Below are 18,044 nucleotides of genomic sequence, written 5' to 3' on the forward strand. Positions count from 1 at the left end.
AACCCTGTGTCGAACTGGGCAACGAACACATTAGATGTATTGAAATAGCGGCCGCTGCTTATGAACTCTGGCAGAAGTCGAGGGCAACGAACACATTAGATGTATTGAAATTGCAGAATGCCGTAAATGTTCACGATTCAGATCCCGGGCAACGAACACATTAGATGTATTGAAATATGTGTTTATGCCGGTTTAAAATTTCAATTGCTTCCTGGGCAACGAACACATTAGATGTATTGAAATTTACGCTGCCGTAGGGTACGGAGATAACTTTGCCTGGGGCAACGAACACATTAGATGTATTGAAATTCCAGTGATCATTGTCTTCCAACTGAGTGATTGCCCGGGCAACGAACACATTAGATGTATTGAAATCAATCTTGGCAAGTATATTGACCGCTGCCAGTATTGGGCAACGAACACATTAGATGTATTGAAATTCATTTTTATAGCGTGTGACTAAGCAGCCGTCAAAGGGCAACGAACACATTAGATGTATTGAAATCGGTCACACAGTTTCTTGCAGAATTCTTCAATGGGGGGCAACGAACACATTAGATGTATTGAAATGCATCCATGTCAATCCTTACTCGGCTAAAACTCAGGGCAACGAACACATTAGATGTATTGAAATCGCATACTGCTCTTTCGCAGGACATGCAAGCGTGGGCAACGAACACATTAGATGTATTGAAATCCGTCAACCAACTTGTATAACACATCTTCCTTGAGGGGCAACGAACACATTAGATGTATTGAAATTTGTTTAACGTGGCGCCGGTGGTGCTGGTCAATGTGGGCAACGAACACATTAGATGTATTGAAATTAGTAATCACAGCAGACTATCAGTGTGTTATCTTGGGCAACGAACACATTAGATGTATTGAATTGATGGTCATACCTATTGTTTTATCTGTGAGACTTAGGGCAACGACTACATCAGATGTACTGAATTTCATCGGCCATCCACGCACCCTGGTAGAATACCAGGCATAACCTCCTGGCTAATATTCCAACCTAAATAAAATTCTTTTTACCCAGTAGAAGGAATTCAGGGAAAAAAGTAGAAATAGTAAAATATTACCATTGATTAGTTATAGCTAGGGGTGCCCGACGGCTGAGAGGATTCAAATCCAACCCTTGAACCTGATGTGGTTAGTACCACCGTAGGAAAGCTTTCTGTTGATAAATCAAGCTTGCCCACGTTCCTCGCCTCTGCTATAGCTAAAATTTATTTATGGAGGAAGAGGAAAAATATGTACACTACTCAAATGGATGCCGCTAAAAAAGGCATCATTACCGAACAAATGCGTATTGTTGCGCAGGAGGAACAGATCGATATTCAGGTGCTGCGCCAGTTGGTGGCCAGCGGCAGGGTAGCCATTCCCGCCAATAAGCACCATACCAGCCTTAGCCCTAAAGGGGTCGGGGAAAAACTTCGTACCAAAATTAATGTCAACCTCGGAGTATCCAAAGACTGTTGTGATATTGAACTGGAACTAGAAAAAGTCAAAAAGGCCATCGACCTAAAAGCCGAGGCCATCATGGACTTGAGCTGCTATGGCAAAACCCAGGAATTCCGGCGCAAACTCATTGAAATGTCCCCCATTATGATTGGCACTGTCCCCATGTATGATGCTGTGGGGATGCTTGATAAGGATTTGAAGGATATCACGGTTGATGAGTTCTTCTCTGTTGTGGAACGTCATGCCGAGGATGGCGTGGATTTTATGACCATTCATTGTGGCATGAACCGCCAAACAGCCGAACGGGTCAAAAGAAACAAGCGTCTTACCAACATTGTTTCCCGGGGTGGCTCGCTCTTGTTTGCCTGGATGGAGCTTAATAATCAGGAAAATCCCTTCTATGAGTATTATGACCGCCTCCTGGATATTTGCGAAAAATATGATGTAACCATAAGCTTAGGAGACGCCTGCCGGCCCGGTTCGATTAACGACGCTACCGATGCCGCTCAAATAGAGGAACTGATTACCCTTGGCGAATTAACCAAACGCGCCTGGGACAGAAATGTGCAAATTATGATTGAAGGTCCCGGCCATATGGCAATTAATGAAATTGCCGCCAACATGCAGTTGGAAAAGCGGTTGTGCCACGGCGCTCCCTTTTATGTACTGGGCCCGCTGGTTACCGATATCGCTCCCGGCTATGACCATATTACCAGTGCGATTGGCGGTGCCATTGCCGCAGCCAACGGTGCAGATTTCCTCTGTTATGTGACTCCGGCCGAACACCTTCGTTTGCCCAATTTGGATGATATGAAAGAAGGCATTATTGCCGCCCGTATTGCCGCCCATGCCGCTGATATTGCCAAAGGCATTCCCGGTGCGCGCGACTGGGATAATCAAATGAGTGCCGCCCGGGCTGAAGTTGATTTTCCGCGGATGATCGAGCTGGCCATTGATCCGGAAAAGGCCAGAAGATACCGGGAGGAATCCATGCCTGAGTGTGAGGATACTTGTACGATGTGCGGTAAAATGTGTCCTATGAAAAATATGAAAAAGGTACTTAACGGCGAAGATTTGAGTATTTTATAAGTGAAATAGACTAAAACAAAGAGGGTACAGCAAATTGCCAGGGAAACAATCCTTAGCGCTGCGGTACCCTCTTTGTCTTTGCTTTCGTTTTTACTTTTGCTTTCGAACCTTGGCAACAAAGTATCGGTGAAATTCTAAATTGCTGGTCAGTTCCGGGTGAAACGCGGTGGCCAGCATATTCGACTGCTCTACAGCGACAATTTTGTCAGCTACTGTTGCCAGTATTTCAACGCCTGGACCGGCTTTTACCACATAAGGCGCCCGGATGAAAACCAGTGGTATCGGCATGTCAGATACTTTGGGGATCAGAACGGTGGTGGTGAAGCTGTCCAACTGGCTGCCGTAAGCATTGCGCTGTACGGTAATATCCATAAGGCCCAGATGGCAGCCGGGTTCGCCCGCAATAGCCTTGGCTAAGAGAATCATACCGGCACAGGTTCCCCACACCGGTATGCCGGACTGGATGCTAGCGGCCAGAACCCGGGTTAGTTTGAATTCCTCCAGCAGTTTGCCCATGGTAGTGGATTCGCCGCCGGGAAGAATCAGCGCATCCACTGCGCTGATGTCGGCAGCTTTTTTTACGGCGATACCTGTTATATCAGGCAGAGCATTAAGGCAGTCAAGATGTTCCCGGACAGCGCCCTGAAGTCCTAAAACGCCGATTGTCAGCAAGTTTACCACCCTCTGGCAGCCAGACGTTCGGCCGGGTCAAGTTTATCAATTTCTATCCCTACCATCGGTTCGCCTAAGTCTTCGGAGATGTTAGCCAGCAGTTCCGGATCATCATAATGAGTAGTGGCCTGGACAATGGCTTTGGCGCGCTTGGCAGGATCACCTGATTTGAAGATGCCTGAGCCCACAAACACGCCGTCGCAGCCAAGCTGCATCATGAGGGCGGCGTCAGCCGGCGTGGCAATGCCGCCGGCGGCAAAATTAACAACCGGCAGTTTTCCCTGCTCCCATATGTATTGTATCCAATCAAAGGGGGCCCCCATTTCCTTGGCAAGACTCATCAACTCTTCTGCCGGAGCCGCTTTAACCCGCCGCATGTCGGCCAGCATTGTCCGCATATGCCGGACGGCCTCAACAACATTGCCTGTGCCGGCTTCACCCTTTGTGCGAATCATAGCAGCGCCTTCACCAATCCGGCGTAAGGCTTCGCCCAGGTTTCTGGCACCGCAGACAAAGGGAATTTTGAAGTCATGTTTATTAATGTGGTATACATCATCAGCCGGGGTTAGGACTTCACTCTCATCCACATAGTCGATGCCGATTGCTTCAAGGATTTGTGCCTCCACAAAATGTCCAATCCGCGCCTTGGCCATAACCGGGATAGAAACGGCAGCTTTGATTTCGCGAATCATTTTAGGATCAGACATCCGGGCTACCCCTCCATCCCTGCGAATGTCGGCAGGCACCCGCTCCAGCGCCATGACGGCGACGGCACCGGCGGCTTCCGCGATTTTAGCCTGCTCGGCATTGGTGACATCCATAATGACACCGCCTTTTAGCATCTGGGCCAGGTTCTTGTTGAGTTCATACCGTTTTTGCATAATTAAGTATCCTCCCTTGGTATAAAAGATAGAGTGTGTTAAAATAATTGTACCGACACAGTTTTGGCGTGTTGGCAACAAATTTTTGTAATTATAGCAAGGCAGAGAGGAAAACTCAATATGAATCAGGATTTTTTCGATTTTGTATCGATACAATTACAAAGAGATGCTAAAGATGCATTATATGTTCAGCTATATTCTGCGCTGCAGGAACTGATTGTTAGCGGTCAGCTGACTTGCGGCTATCTTTTGCCGCCGGTGCGCAAATTAGCCGCTTTTCTCCGAGTCAACCCCGGGACAGTAGCCGGTGCCTACAAACTGTTGGAGCAAAACGGCTATATTTTTTCCCGGGTCGGCAGCGGCAGTTACGTCGCCGAGATTACCGGCAGTACCGGGGAGGAGTACATAGCTGCCGTTCCGGAGCCTGAAGTAGAAACGTTTACCAGGCTGGAGAGGGCTTTACCGGATGATTGTATCGACTTTTCTACCGTAATGCCTCCGCCGGATTTGCTGCCTATTGATGATTTTAAAAATATCATAATTGAGGTATTGGACAGAGACAAGGGCAATGCGTTCAGTTACCAGGACAGCCAGGGGTTTAAACCTTTGCGGGAAGCTATTTCTTCCTACCTGAAAGAACAGGGGGTAAAGGCGCAGGCCGATAATGTCCAGATTATTTCCGGTGCCCAGCAGGGGATTGATATTATTGCCAAAGCCTTATTAAATTTCGGTGATTATGTATTTACTGAAAACCCTACTTATCCCGGTGCCATTGCAGCCTTTCGTTCACGGGGTGCCAAGATTGTGGAAATAAATATGGAAAGCGACGGTATGGATATTCAGGAATTGGAGACGAAAATCAGGTCTTTCCGGCCCAAACTGATTTATGTAATGGCTAACATTCAGAATCCAACCGGATACTCCTATTCCCTGGCTAAAAGAAACCGGTTGATTGGACTGGCCCGGCGCTATCATGCTATGATCTTGGAAGACGATTATATTAGTGAGCTGGATGTTTCTGATATGCCATTGGTGCCGTTAAAGGCATTGGACCGTGATCAACGGGTGATTTACCTGAAAAGCTTTTCCAAGATTTTTATGCCAGGTCTCCGGCTGGCATTTCTGCTTATGCCGCCGCAACTGGTGTCCAAGGTGTTAACCGTCAAGCACCATTCAGATATCTCCACTTCCGGCCTGACTCAGCGGGCATTTGATTTATACCTGCGTAAAGGCATCTGGCAAAAACATATTGCCGCCGTGCGGCGCATTTATTTGGAACGGTATCAGATTATTCTGGCCGCTATCGGGCAATTTTTGCCGCCTGCTGTAATTTGCCACCGCCCTATGGGGGGATTAACCTGCTGGCTTATGCTGCCTGCAGGTGTATCGGCGACAAAGGTTGTGCAAGAAGCTGAAAAAGCGGGAGTTTTATTAACGCCCGGCACAGCCTTTTTTCCGCGTCAGGCACCGGATAAGTATCTTCGCCTGAGTTTTGCGGTGACTTGCTCGGAGGAAATATTACAGGGGGTTAAGGTGCTGGGAAGGGTTATTGCGGCTGAACTGGGTGAGATTTAAAAATCAGGAGGATGAATATGCGTAAGCCAACAAGACTGCTGCCTGTTTTACTTTTAATTGTCATGCTGCTGCTGGGGGCCTCCTCAGCGCTGTTTGCCGCCGCCGCTGCCGGCGCTGCGGCTGTACCGGAACATATTACCCTGACCTGGGAGGGGGATACTGCAACAACCCAGACCATTACCTGGCGCACCGGCGCTGCTGTTATCGGCGGGCAGGTGCAATATGCCGAAGCCGCTCACAGCCGGCTATTCCCTCAGCAGGCCATCACTGTGGCGGCAGGGATAACGGGACTGCATACCAACACCGGTAATCTGGGGATTCACTCAGTCATGCTGACAGGCCTCAAACCGGGTACACGCTATATTTACCGGGTTGGCGGACCGGACGGGTGGAGTCAGAGCGCTTATTTTACTACCGCCCCGGCAACGCCCCGGCCTTTTAAGTTCCTGGTTTTTGGTGATTCACAGAGCATCAATTATAATGTCTGGGGCACTACCGCCCGGAATGCTTATCAGGCCAATCCGGATGCCGTTTTCTTTACCAATGTCGGTGATCTTGTTGATGTCGGGCAGGATTACACCCAATGGGACAAATGGTTTGCCGCCGCTAAAGGGCTTACCGCTGCCATCCCGGCCATGCCGATAGCCGGCAATCATGAATCCTATACACCGGAGCGCGTGTTTTCCATGCCGGTATTATTTACTGCCCAATTCAAGCTGCCGCCGAACGGGCCTGCGGGACTGAAGGGGCAGGTATATTCTTTTGATTACGGTGATGTGCATTTTGTTATGCTGGACAGTCAGGAGGGTGAGCAGCGGCAATATGTACCCGATATGCTGGCGCGCCAGAAAGAATGGCTTGAGCGCGATCTGCAAGCCACCAAGAAAAAATGGAAAATCGTCTTTATCCATCGCCCGTTATACAATAATAAGCCAGGCGAGGGCGACCCTGCCATCCGCAAGGTATTCGGCCCGGTTTTTGACAATTACCAGGTTGATGTTGTTTTTACCGCCCACGACCATGCGTATGCCCGTACCTATCCGCTCTATAACGGCGTAAGGGCTGCCGGCCAGGCTCAAGGCACGGTATATGTGGCCACCGGACGGAGCGGTACCAAAACCTACAAGAACCTCCTGGCCAAGGACTGGCATGAATTTTTTCATGATCCCGCCGCAGAACCCAATTATATTACGGTAGAGGTTAGCGAAAGCCTGCTCAGACTCAGGGCTTTTAAGCAAAGTGGTGCCCTGATTGATGTCTGGGAATTGAAAAAGACATTGACAAATCCTGCATAATCTATAGAATTAATATATAGATTATATGATCCAAGGAGGCACCCATGAAGAGACTGTTAACCTATGTTCTATTACTCGCTTTTGTTGTTGCTGTGGCAGGCTGTGGCAGCTCGGCTCCCACTGCGAATCAGCCGCAACCGGCGAAGGACTTTTCTATTAAAATTGGTGGTTCCAGCACGCTGGCACCGGTAGTGGCCAAAGCTGCCGACGATTTTACGGAAAAATATAAAACCTGGAAAAAGGTAAAAGATGCGTTTGCCGATGATCCTATCGCGATTTTTGTGGCTACCGGCGGTTCGGGCTTTGGGGTAAAAGCCGCTACTAATGGAACGGTGGATATCGGTTTGGTATCGCGGGTAGTAAAAGAGGAAGAAAAACAAAAGCTGCCCAACCATAAGCTGCACACAGTGGGTTATGATGCCCTGACCATTGCTGTGCATCCGCAGAACCCGGTTGTCAAAGTCAAGCCCAATCTGACAAAAGATGAAGTGAAACGGATTTTTTCCGGCGAGATAAAAACCTGGAAGCAGCTTGATGCCAGCTTGCCTGACCGCACCATTGTTGTGGCTATCCGCGACCTGGGCGGCGGCGCCAGCCAGGCTTTTGACGAAGCCGTCATGAAAGGCACGCCGATTGCCAAAGAAGCCATCCAGATGCCTTCAATGGGTGCCCTGGCCGGCAAGGTTCAGGACAACGTGGATGCGGTAGGCTATGTTTCCACAGGGCTTGTTGACCAAAATAAAGGAAAAATTGCTGTATTGTCGGTCGATGGCTTTGAACCTACCAATGAAAATATCGTGAGTGGCAAATACAGCATCTCGCGCCCGTTGATTCTTATTACCAAGGCGCAGGCTGATGAGCGCGAACAGCAGTTCATCAACTATCTTCTGTCAGACACTGGTCTGAAGCTCCTGGAAGAAATGGGCTTTGTACCTGTCAAAGCCAAGTAAATACATGCGATAATGAGAGTACCACTGCTAAAACGATAGTTAGCGGGGGGAGATTGCCACACTGCGCAGGTGAGCCATCTTCCCCCGTTTTCCGTAGCTAGCAAGTGCGCCTGCCGGCGCATGCGGCAGTGCAAGGCTTGTTGCCAAACCGCATAGTACAATGGTCCGGGCCTGTGAAGCTTGTGCACGGGGTGAACCCGGAAGAGAGTTTGTTTACGGAGAGAGTTATGTTAAGTGATAGAAAAGATATAATGCTAAAATGGTGTGGCCTGCTATGTGCCGCAGGCTCGGTGCTGGTTTTGCTGTCGGTATATATGTTTATTGCCGGTGAAAGTCTGCCCCTGTGGCGGGAGTTGGGCCTATCCCTGCTCTTTGGCGGCGAGTGGCAGCCGCTGGATAATCCGCCCCGGTTCGGCTTGCTTATTATGCTTGTCAGTACGCTGTGGTCGGCGTTGGGAGCTATGGTTATCGCTGCGCCGCTGGGTATTTGCTGTGGCATATTTCTTGCCGAATATGCCCCCGGCTGGCTGTCTGCCGTTATTCGTACCGTGCTGTATATTCTTACCGGCATCCCTTCGGTGGTTTATGGGTTCCTGGGAGCCAGCGTAATCGTGCCCTGGTATGAGCGGGTCTTTGGTGTGCCGAGCGGAGAGTCGTTATTTTGTGCCTCACTGGTGCTGGCAGTTATGGTGGTACCCTACATTGTGTCAGGTACCTATGCCGCCTTCCGGTCTATTCCGGCAGCCTACCGGGAAGCCGGGTATGTGCTGGGTGTTTCGCAGTTGTATATAACGGCGAAGGTCTTAGCACCGCTGGCCGGGCGCCATATGGTCAGCGCCGTTACGCTGGCATTTGGCCGGGCGGCAGGGGAAACGATGGCCGTACTTATGCTTGCAGGCAACACTCTTACCTTGCCGCTTTCCTGGTTTAGCAAAGGGGAACCGCTTTCGGCCCTCATTGCGCTGGAAATTGGGACTGCCACCGTTGGCAGCCCTCAATACCAGGCTTTATTTGCCGCAGGGGTTGTCTTGCTGTTCTTTGTTTCCTCCATCAATTTCAGTATGTATTATTTCAACAGCAGGGGGAGGAACTAATGGGACGAATTTGTTTATGGGGTTCCGGACTGGCCGTTATTGCCGTGCTGCTGGCCATCATAGGCCTCTTGCTTGCCCGCGGCGGCGGGGCATTGTCGTGGGAGTTTCTGACTGCTGCTCCCAAGGGACTGATTTTAGGAACCGAAGGCGGCATCTATCCGGCTATCCTCGGGACAGTCAGCCTTGTCGCCGTTGCCAGCCTGGCGGCCGCCATACCGGCGCTGTTAACCGCCATTTATCTGGTTGAGTATGGCAAGGCATCGGCGGTGGCTCATGGCATTAATTTTGTTATCCAGGCCATGATCGGCATTCCGTCAATTTTAACAGGCTTATTTGGTTATGCTTTTTTTGTGGTTACGCTGGGGTTCGGGATTTCCCTGTTGTCAGGCGGACTTACGCTGGCTATTATGATTCTGCCGACGCTGGTTGTGCTGATGCGGGATGCTTTGCAGGCGGTAAACGATGAGTACCGTCTGGTGGGCGCTTCGCTGGGAGTTTCGCGCCGGTATCTGCTGCAGCGGGTCATCCTGCCTATTGCCAGTCCGCATTTGCTGAGTGCCGTTTTGCTGGCTATGGGCTATGCTGCCGGGGCTACCGCCCCCATCATGGTTACTGCCGCGGTGGTTATGTCCCGCGGGTCCATTGACCTGTTCAGTCCGGTGATGGCGCTGCCTTTTCATTTATATATCTTATTCAGCCAGCATATTTCGCTGGATCGGGCTTATGGAACCGCCCTGGTTCTGGTATTGATTTTATTGGCACTAAACCTGCTGAGTTTTTATTTGCGCAGCCGGTACGGAAAGCGAGTGACCTCACATGATTAACATCCGGGAATTTAGCGCCTTTTATGCCGACAAACAAGTGCTGCATAGCGTCACGGCTGCTTTCAGCCGCACCGATATTACCGCTATTATCGGACCGTCGGGCTGCGGCAAGACCACGCTGTTAAAGTCCATCAACAGGACGGCTGAGCTGGTTCCGGGGTTTCGGGCCAGCGGCAGCATCTTGCTGGACAACCAGGACGTATACAGTGTCGGCGAGCCGGCAGCCGTCCGGCGGCAGGCCGGTATGGTTCTGCAAAAGCCGGTGGCACTGCCGCTGAGTATCAGGGAAAATATCCTGTTTGGTCCAAAATATTATGGTGTGAACAATAAGGACGAGCTGGAGCAGGTGGTTACAGCCACACTTACTCAGGTAGGCTTATGGAATGAGGTCAGGGATAAACTTCATTCGCCTGCCAGGGAATTGTCAGGCGGGCAATTGCAGCGGTTATCCATTGGCCGGAGTTTGGCGGTGCATCCCAAAGTCCTGCTGCTTGATGAACCCTGCTCCAGCCTGGATATTAAATCCACCCGGCTGATTGAAGCCTTGCTGCTGGAATTGAGTGCCCGGTTAACCATTATTATTGTCACGCATAATCTTGCCCAGGCCAGGCGGGTGGCTGGACAGACAATTTTTATGTCAGAGGGGCGAATCATTGAAACCGGTGCCACCGCGCAGCTGCTAGAACAGCCGCAGGACCCGCTGACCCAGGAATTTTTGGCATTTTAAGAAACGAGGAGTGAGGGGTAATGATCCATGTTAGCCTGCCGGATGGCCGGGAGTATAGGTTCACCCATGCCGTCTTTGACTATAATGGCACTTTGGCAGAAGATGGCGTTGTTGCTGCGGAAATAAAAGAATTGCTTAAACAGGTTGGGGCAATAGTCCAGGTGACTGTACTGACGGCAGATACCTTTGGCCTGGTCCGGGAGCAGTTAGGTGATGTGGAGGGGATACAGCTTCACATTATTGACAAAGGCCGGGAGGCTGACCAAAAACGGGATTTTATCAGAAGGTGCGGTCCGGACAATACCATTTGTTTCGGCAATGGCGCCAACGATATGGCGATGTTTGCCGAAGCCGCCCTGGCTGTTGGTGTTATCGGGCCTGAAGGGGCTTACCGGCTAACCCTGGAGCAAGCCGATGTTGTGGTAACCCAGCCTAAGGCTGCCCTGCAACTGCTGCTAAAACCCGGGAGACTTGTGGCTACTTTACGCACATAAAACAGAAAGACCTAAAACGGCAGCAGCGCGTTTTAGGTCTTTCTGTTTTTATTTACTTAGTCACCGTCAAACATTTTGTCTAACATATGAGTGGCTTGCTCGAGGGGAATGTCTTTTACCAGCACGACTTCGCTAATAAGAATCTGCCGGGCGTTGTCAAGCATATTCTTGTCAGCCATTCCCAGTTTGCGCTTGTTTCTGATGCGCAGGAGATCCCGTATTACCTCAATTTCCTCGTAGATGTCACCGGTTTTGATTTTGGACATATTCAGCCGCTGTCTTTGCGTATCATTCATTGGCGGAGCAGTCTCGCAGTCGTCATGGATTGTGCTCAGCACGGCATCCAATTGGGCTGAATCTACGATTGGCCGCATCCCCAGTTTCTCTGTCTTATCCAAGGGGAGCATTACCTGCATGTTTCTATGAGGTATATTCACAACATAATAAAGTTGTGTTTGCCCGAAAATCTCTTTCTCTTCAATTTTCTCAATGATACCTCCGCCATGCATCGGATAAAAAATCTTATCACCAATCTGAAACATGAAGTCACCCCCTAGTAACTGTACGATTAAGTATAACACAACTACGGGAAAATATCAAATAAATCAATAATTATATCACCGGGTTCTAAACCAGTCAATAGATTGTTGCAGAAATGCCGGTAATACGCAAGATTGTTAATGCCTGCTGCAACTGGTCATACTATAAGTATTGTAATATTGTGATCAGAGTACTATTATAAAAGTGAAGGGAAGTGAATTTCTTCCAGTGCAGTCCAAGCCAGGCAGATGGGCAGTTGGCCTTAACGGATTACGCCGTCTGCGGCAACGGGAGCTTTGAGCGGATACGTAGAAAAAAATGGAGGGAAATGGTATGCAAAAACCAGGGATATCACGTACGGTAATTAAACCCGAGCATGGCCCAAACGCCAAGCTGCCAACCCAGGGCGGCATTTTGGCCAATAAGCACTTGGCGGCAATGGCAAGAGCGGAAGAGCTGTTACATACTTCCGAGGCCCCTGATCGTACTGTCGCCGATGACTGGAACTGTGGCAAGCTGACACGTTTAATCAGGTATATAAGAACCGGAATCATTGGCCGGTAGAATTTTTGATGCTAAGCTATCGGAGACTAAGGAACTGTAGCCGGAGACAAGCCTGAACCATGGTGGAAGCGCACCGGTTCAGGCTTTGTTTGTGTTTTTTTGCTGTAATGCAATAAGCAGGTAGGCTTGCTCTTTATGGAGAAAGTATTTATAATGAGCAATTTGCCGGGCGCTGGCATTTTCGCGTTTGTGGCAAATGGAGTGGGGGAGGTATTATGGATCATCGGACAAGGGTTGCAGCAGCAATCAAGGGATTACCGGTTGACCGGACACCGTGCGCCGAGCTGGTTATTGGCGATGAGCTGGTACAGGCTATGCACGGCCGGGAGGTGGTGACATTTGACCATCGCCTGGATTTTGTGCAGACAATGGGCTTGGATGCCATATGCCTGCATCCTTGCTTTGCTTTACCGGCAAAACAAGTTCCCGGTGCCCGGGATGCGGTCTTTAACGACTTGAAAAAATGGGTGGATACCGGTCTGTTTACTTTTGCGGTATTGGACGGGCCGGTGGGCTGGGGCTGCAGGCTGCTGGGGTTTGAGGACCTGGTAGTCAAGCTGTTCCGGTGTCATGGTGATTTTCAGGATATCATGGCCGCTGTCGAGCACCTGAATATGGCCATAATTGAGCGGCTGGCCGGTAACGGGATAAACGGCATCCTGCTTGCCGACGACATTGCTTATACCCGGGGACCCATTGTCCGGCCGGATGTTTTGAGCAAAACGGTATTTCCTTCGCTGATCCGCCAGCTTGAATATGCCAAGCGGCAGGGGTTAACGGTGTTCTTTCATTCTGACGGCAACCTGACGGCCCTGCTTGACGACATTGTGGCTGCCGGCTTTGATGGCCTGCAATGCATAGAAGCCCTGGCCGGAATGGATATCGGGGCGGTAAAAGCGCAGTATGGGCATAGCTTATGTTTGTGGGGCAACCTGGACCCGGCACAGTTGCTGGAGGACCGTGACCCGGCCGAGCTTGCGCACAGTGTACAGCAAATTATTCAGGCTGTCGGCCGCGGGTTGATTTTTGGCACCAGCAGCGGTTTATTTGCTGGAATGCGTTTAGATACGATCAGGACAGTATATAAAACAGCCCAAAGCACAGTGCCTCATCCGGAGGGAACATAATGAAACGGTCTGAACCCTTCAAATGGAAAAGGGTTCAGACCGTTTTTATTATTTATGCTTATTTCATAGCCGCTGTTTTCGCCTTAATCAGCTCGCGGCCGGCAACATGCCTGTTCAGCCCCAGCTCTTCCGGCGACAGGCCGAGGGCCAGTCCTACTAACTGGGCCAGGTGGAGTACCGGAATTTGCTGCCCGCACTGTACGGCTGCCTGACCTTCCGGCTGGTTCATGTCCAGGGACATTTGACAGAGCGGGCAAGGGGTTACCAGGCAGTCGGCACCGGCTGTTATTGCCGCTTGGTTGGTTTGGCCGGTGATGCGAATCAGGTCGGCTTCAGCGGTGTAGGTGGCATGGAAACCGCAGCAGCTGAGCCTTGCCGGAAAATCAACAGGCTCAGCGCCCAGTGCCAGGATCAGCTTTTCCAGAGACTGCGGCCGGGCATGGTCCTCAAAATCCATCAGCACCGGCGGGCGCAGAATATGGCAGCCGTAGTAAGCCGCTGCCGTCAAGCCGCGTAAGGGCTTCCTGACAAAGGTCTGCAGCCTGTCAAGACCAAAGTCGCTTACCAGCACCCACAGCAGATGGGTGATATTGCTGGTTCCCTGGTACTCAAGGCCGGTGGGGGAAAGCAGCGAGTTGACTTGCTCTTTGAGGCCGGTATCCAGGGCCGCCTTGGTATCGCGCAGCATTAACGTACAGGTATTGCACACCGTAAGCAGCGGCAGGTTCATTTGTTCGGCCAGCGCAATATTGCGGGCGTTGATAGCTGTGGCCGCCAACCCGTCGACATCCTGGACATGGGAAGCGCCGCAGCAGGTCCAGCCGGGAATTTCCACAAGCTCAATGCCAATCGCTTTAGCAACAGCCATTGTGGCGATGTAATTTTCCTTTGCCGCTCCTTCCAGCACACAGCCGGGGAAAAATGCGTATTTCATTAGCGTTCACTCTCCCTTACTGCTTTAAGGATGGCGGCAATTTGCTCATGGCCTTTGACTTTGCCGGAGCAATGCAGGGGATTGAGCTTGCCGCGGCGGACAAGACGAAGCGCAAAGGGGAATTTGGTCATAGCGCCCAGGAGTCCCATACTTCTTACCGATAGCTTGGTTTCATTCAGACGGCCTGTGGCTTCCACATCCTGAAGGAAGGCCAGGGCATGACGGGCACCGGGATTATCGGTATAGCCCATTTTTATCGACAGCTGACGCAGACGGGAAATATCCATATTAGGCATCAGGCCCTTGGGGCACTTGGTGGCACATTCCACACAATGCATGCATTTCCATAAGCCTTTATCCACAATGGCTTTGACGCGCTCTTTGGCCGACTTGTCACGGGTGTCGGCAATAAACTTCCAGACCTTGGAGTAGGTAAACGGTTCGAGAAAATCGTTGGCATTGGCGCTGAGCTTAGAACATTCCGAGGCGCAGGCGCCGCACAGGATACAGTTAATCTGGCCGGTAATCTTTTTGAAGTCGGCGGCAGCCTGACGGCAGCCCTCTTTGGCGGTAAATTCGTCTTTGGGAGCCAGCCAGGTCTTCGCTTCTGCCAAACGCCGGGCTTTAGGCTCCCAGTCCACAACCAGGTCACGGATGACCTTGAAGTTTTGGATAGGTTCGATGGTAAGCACATTGCCAAAACGGTCTAAGATGCCGTCAAGCGGTGTTTCGCAGGCCAGAAACGCTTGACCGTTAATGCGCACGGCACAGGCGCCGCAGACAGCCGAACGGCAGGCGGCGGTAAAGGCCAGTGTAGGGTCAAGGGTTTCTTTGATGGCAATCAGGCCCCAAAGAATGGTCTTGCCTGCCTGATGTGGAAAACTATATTCCTGCTCAAAGCTTTTGACTCCGTCAAATCGCTGAATTCTATAGGTTATCTGGCGCATCAGTATTTCCTTTCTGCCGGCGGATAGTTGGTGATGACAACAGGCCGGTAAGATATATTGAAGGCTTGCCCTTCCCTGGACACCAGGGTGTGTTTAAGGAAGCCCACATCATCGCGGTTGGGGAAATCGGCCCGGCAATGGCTGCCGCGGCTTTCTTTGCGGCTCAGGGCGCCGAGCACAACGGTTTTGGCCACTGTCAGCATGCTGCCCAGTTCGATGTAGTTGACAAAGGCGGTGTTATAGAGCTTATTCTTATCAGGTACCATGACGGCTTGATATTCCTGAATCAGACTGTCAACCACCGTCAGGGCGGCTTCCATTTCGGCAGCCGTGCGGAATACGCCGACATTGTTCCACATGATTTCGGCCAGACGGTCACGGACACTGTTCACCGTGATGCCTGTGCTTCTGTTGGTAACGGTTTCGAATTTAGCCTCCCAGGTTGCGGCCGCCTGGAGGACCGCTTCTTTATTTACCGCCTGACGCCCGGCAGCGCAATTGGCGGCCCCTTGTCCGGCAAATTTGCCGAAGGCTACAATGTCGGCCAGCGAATTGCCGCCAAGGCGGTTGGCGCCATGGATGGAGATGCAGGCCGCTTCGCCGGCGGCAAACACACCCTCCACGGCGGTAGCGCAGGTACGGTAGTCAATTACATCAATGCCGCCCATGGAATAGTGGCAGCTGGGCCGGATGGGGATCGGCTGATGAATGGGGTCAACCTGCTCAAAGGTGATGGCCAGCTCCCGGATTTGCGGCAGGCGTTCCACAATTTTTTCCTGGCCCAGATGCCGGAGGTCTAACTCTACATAGGCTTGTAAGCCTTCACCAAAGCCGCGGCCTTCTTTAATCTCTGTCTCAATGGCCTGGGAAACAAGGTCACGGGTGGCCAGTTCCATTTTTTCCGGCGCATAGCGGGACATGAAACGCTCGCCTTGATTATTGAGAAGATAGCCGCCCTCACCCCGGGAGGCTTCGGACATAAGAATGCCCGTACCGGCCAGGCCGGTGGGGTGGAATTGGACAAATTCGGGGTCTTTCACCGGAATCCCGGCTTCAAAACAGGCGGCAATACCGTCGCCTGTCGAGGTAAAGGGGTTGGTGGTCCGCAGCCAGTACATGCGCCCGGCCCCGCCTGTGGCCACAACAATGGCTTTGGCGGCAACCGGGACGATGCGGCCGCCTTTCATATCATAGGCGACAACGCCGCACAGCTTGCCCTGGTCGGTAACAATCTGGAGGAGGTACCATTCGGCCAGAACGGTTACCCCATGCTTCAGGCATTGCTCGTATAGCGCGTGCAAAATAACATGGCCGGTTACGTCGGCTGAAAAGCAGGTGCGGGGGGAAGAGGCGCCGCCGAAGTTGCGCTGGGCAATCCGGCCCTCGCCGTCACGGGAAAACGGTACGCCCAGGTAGTCCAGTTCCCGGATGGCGTCAGGCAGGCTGGCAATAAAGTATTCGATGGCATCCTGATCGCCTAAGTAGTCACTGCCTTTCACGGTATCGAAAATGTGTTTTTCTATGGAATCATTGGGGTCGGCATTTTGCAGCGAGCCGTTGATGCCGCCCTGGGCACAGCCGGTGGCTGAACGGGTGGGAAACATCTTGGTCATCAGGCCGACGGAGAGGCCCTGCTGACGCACGGCTTCCAGGGCGGCGCGCATCCCGGCACCGCCGCTGCCGATGACTAGTACGTCAAAAGTAAGCATGGTTCACCTCAGTAATTTATATTAAATTTAGACAGTACCTGGCTGGCAATTTTTTTGTTTTGACCAGATTGGATATTTTTCAACACAGAACTGCTCCACTCCTGCAATATCGCTGGTAAGAAGCAATATTTTAAGAGCGGGAAAACAAATTATTTTTGCCTAGTTTACCCTGATTGCCGCGCAAACTTTCCGGCTTTGGGGTACGGCAGCCGGGAAAGAGTATACCTTTGGTTAGTGTCTTATTCTGTCCGTTTGCATATATATGTTATAAGGACGCGAAAGGAGGGTAACAATGACACATATAGAACCATGGGATCGCCCCAACTACTGCACTGCAGGGTATGGCCCGAAATCTATTGTGGTTCAGCAGGTATTGGGAGAAAGAGATGTCCAAAAATCAATTGATGTTCATGTAGTGGTGCCCCGCCACAAACCTGCCATTGAACAGATTGTTGATGTTTTTGTAAAAAAATTGTGTATTACCAGCGTTGATATTGTACCTAACAAAGTGATTGTCAGAGGCCAGTTTGAGGTCAAGGCTTTGTATGTTGCCTGCAAGCCGCGCCAGCCGGTGCATGCGGTAGAAGTCTGGCCTGTTCGTTTTACCGCTCATGCCGACATCAGAGGGGCCAGGCGGGGAATGGATGCAGATGCCAGTGTTATGGTGGAGTTTGTCGATTATGCCTGCGAGGAGCATACCCGGGCCCAATGGTATAAGAAAAAAGGGCACAAGTATGACGACTGCGATGACGACTATGACTATGACTGTGATGATCATCACCACCATCATCACGATTGTGACGATGACTACGATGATTGTGACTACGACTGCGATTGCGACGATAACTACCATCATAAGCACAAAAAGAAGACACTGAAAAAGCATAAGTTTCCTCACAAATGCAAACCGGACTGCCACTGCGACCATGATCATCATCACCATTGCAAGCCGCATAAACCAATGCACTGCTGCACCCGTCACTTTGATGTGTCGGTGGTACTGAGAATTACCGTCAAGGTTATGGCCGACCGGGAAGTTATGCTGCAACTGCCGGGATATCCTCCGGGAGTACTGCCCCCCAAACCCAAAGGATAGTAGGCAGCCTTTACGGGCCAAAAAAACTCCAGCCTGCCGGTGGCAAGGCTGGAGTTTTT

17 protein-coding genes, 1 CRISPR repeat array and 1 riboswitch (1 of these 19 cut by a window edge) are annotated in these 18,044 nt (G+C 51.1%); of the genes, 11 read left to right on the forward strand and 6 right to left on the reverse strand.

Annotation, left to right across the window (positions count from 1 at the left end; genetic code table 11):
• Positions 1 to 956: direct repeats of the CRISPR family, unit length 30 nt; unit sequence GGGCAACGAACACATTAGATGTATTGAAAT; it begins 247 nt to the left of the window's first position.
• A 137-nt stretch (positions 957 to 1,093) separates the two neighbouring features.
• Positions 1,094 to 1,191, forward strand: a riboswitch (TPP riboswitch).
• 66 nt (positions 1,192 to 1,257) lie between these two features.
• On the forward strand, positions 1,258 to 2,556 hold the full coding sequence (gene thiC, locus GT1_RS03935) for a phosphomethylpyrimidine synthase ThiC (RefSeq protein WP_188397620.1): 1,299 nt from the start codon (positions 1,258 to 1,260) through the stop codon (positions 2,554 to 2,556).
• Between the two features lie 90 nt (positions 2,557 to 2,646).
• Here thiC and pdxT read toward each other — a convergent pair whose 3' ends face one another.
• Positions 2,647 to 3,228 carry a pyridoxal 5'-phosphate synthase glutaminase subunit PdxT gene (gene pdxT / locus GT1_RS03940; RefSeq protein ID WP_188397621.1) on the reverse strand — a complete coding sequence of 194 codons (582 nt, stop codon included), beginning with the start codon at positions 3,226 to 3,228 and terminating at the stop codon, positions 2,647 to 2,649.
• Positions 3,229 to 3,230: 2 nt separating this feature from the next.
• Positions 3,231 to 4,112: a pyridoxal 5'-phosphate synthase lyase subunit PdxS gene (gene pdxS / locus GT1_RS03945; RefSeq protein ID WP_304626361.1), complete on the reverse strand. Its 882-nt coding sequence runs from the start codon at positions 4,110 to 4,112 to the stop codon at positions 3,231 to 3,233.
• 117 nt (positions 4,113 to 4,229) lie between these two features.
• Here pdxS and GT1_RS03950 point away from each other — a divergent pair, with 117 nt between their 5' ends.
• The 7 genes from GT1_RS03950 (at position 4,230) to GT1_RS03980 (ending at position 11,068) form a co-directional block, all read left to right on the forward strand.
• Positions 4,230 to 5,684, forward strand: a complete 1,455-nt coding sequence (locus GT1_RS03950) for a PLP-dependent aminotransferase family protein (RefSeq protein ID WP_188397623.1) — start codon at positions 4,230 to 4,232, stop codon at positions 5,682 to 5,684.
• A gap of 17 nt (positions 5,685 to 5,701) precedes the next feature.
• Positions 5,702 to 6,979, forward strand: coding sequence for a metallophosphoesterase family protein (locus tag GT1_RS03955; protein ID WP_188397624.1), 1,278 nt, complete (start codon positions 5,702 to 5,704; stop codon positions 6,977 to 6,979).
• Positions 6,980 to 7,023: 44 nt separating this feature from the next.
• Positions 7,024 to 7,929: a phosphate ABC transporter substrate-binding protein gene (locus tag GT1_RS03960; protein WP_188397625.1), complete on the forward strand. Its 906-nt coding sequence runs from the start codon at positions 7,024 to 7,026 to the stop codon at positions 7,927 to 7,929.
• Positions 7,930 to 8,156: 227 nt separating this feature from the next.
• On the forward strand, positions 8,157 to 9,023 hold the full coding sequence (pstC, locus tag GT1_RS03965; protein WP_188397626.1) for a phosphate ABC transporter permease subunit PstC: 867 nt from the start codon (positions 8,157 to 8,159) through the stop codon (positions 9,021 to 9,023).
• Complete coding sequence (gene pstA, locus GT1_RS03970) at positions 9,023 to 9,847, forward strand: phosphate ABC transporter permease PstA (protein WP_188397627.1); 825 nt, start codon at positions 9,023 to 9,025, stop codon at positions 9,845 to 9,847. Before pstC ends, pstA begins: the two co-directional genes overlap by 1 nt.
• Entirely contained in the window at positions 9,840 to 10,574 is a 735-nt protein-coding gene (locus GT1_RS03975) for a phosphate ABC transporter ATP-binding protein (protein WP_188397628.1), read from the forward strand. Before pstA ends, GT1_RS03975 begins: the two co-directional genes overlap by 8 nt.
• Before the next feature lie 20 nt (positions 10,575 to 10,594).
• Complete coding sequence (locus GT1_RS03980) at positions 10,595 to 11,068, forward strand: HAD family hydrolase (RefSeq protein ID WP_188397629.1); 474 nt, start codon at positions 10,595 to 10,597, stop codon at positions 11,066 to 11,068.
• A 56-nt stretch (positions 11,069 to 11,124) separates the two neighbouring features.
• Here the strand turns inward: GT1_RS03980 and GT1_RS03985 are convergent, their stop codons facing one another.
• A complete protein-coding gene (locus GT1_RS03985) occupies positions 11,125 to 11,610 on the reverse strand; it encodes a CarD family transcriptional regulator (RefSeq protein WP_075757904.1) in 486 nt (161 codons plus the stop codon).
• Between the two features lie 331 nt (positions 11,611 to 11,941).
• On the opposite strand from GT1_RS03985, the gene GT1_RS03990 reads away from it, so the two are divergent.
• Positions 11,942 to 12,172: a hypothetical protein gene (locus GT1_RS03990; protein ID WP_188397630.1), complete on the forward strand. Its 231-nt coding sequence runs from the start codon at positions 11,942 to 11,944 to the stop codon at positions 12,170 to 12,172.
• Positions 12,173 to 12,387: 215 nt separating this feature from the next.
• Positions 12,388 to 13,299, forward strand: a complete 912-nt coding sequence (locus GT1_RS03995; RefSeq protein WP_188397631.1) for a uroporphyrinogen decarboxylase family protein — start codon at positions 12,388 to 12,390, stop codon at positions 13,297 to 13,299.
• A gap of 58 nt (positions 13,300 to 13,357) precedes the next feature.
• On the opposite strand, the gene GT1_RS04000 is transcribed toward GT1_RS03995, so the two are convergent.
• Genes GT1_RS04000 through GT1_RS04010 form a run of 3 tightly spaced genes read right to left on the reverse strand, consistent with a single transcriptional unit; the run spans position 13,358 to position 16,889 of the window.
• Positions 13,358 to 14,233 carry a CoB--CoM heterodisulfide reductase iron-sulfur subunit B family protein gene (locus GT1_RS04000; RefSeq protein ID WP_188397632.1) on the reverse strand — a complete coding sequence of 292 codons (876 nt, stop codon included), beginning with the start codon at positions 14,231 to 14,233 and terminating at the stop codon, positions 13,358 to 13,360.
• A complete protein-coding gene (locus GT1_RS04005) occupies positions 14,233 to 15,180 on the reverse strand; it encodes a succinate dehydrogenase/fumarate reductase iron-sulfur subunit (RefSeq protein WP_188397633.1) in 948 nt (315 codons plus the stop codon). The genes GT1_RS04000 and GT1_RS04005 overlap by 1 nt, the downstream gene beginning before the upstream one ends.
• Entirely contained in the window at positions 15,180 to 16,889 is a 1,710-nt protein-coding gene (locus GT1_RS04010; RefSeq protein ID WP_188397634.1) for an FAD-binding protein, read from the reverse strand. Before GT1_RS04010 ends, GT1_RS04005 begins: the two co-directional genes overlap by 1 nt.
• Before the next feature lie 292 nt (positions 16,890 to 17,181).
• Here GT1_RS04010 and GT1_RS04015 point away from each other — a divergent pair, with 292 nt between their 5' ends.
• A complete protein-coding gene (locus GT1_RS04015) occupies positions 17,182 to 17,985 on the forward strand; it encodes a DUF3794 domain-containing protein (protein WP_188397635.1) in 804 nt (267 codons plus the stop codon).
• Positions 17,986 to 18,044 lie beyond the last annotated feature (59 nt).

The organism is Sporomusa sp. GT1 (genome assembly GCF_014634905.1).
GTDB classification, from domain to species: domain Bacteria; phylum Bacillota; class Negativicutes; order Sporomusales; family Sporomusaceae; genus Sporomusa; species Sporomusa sphaeroides.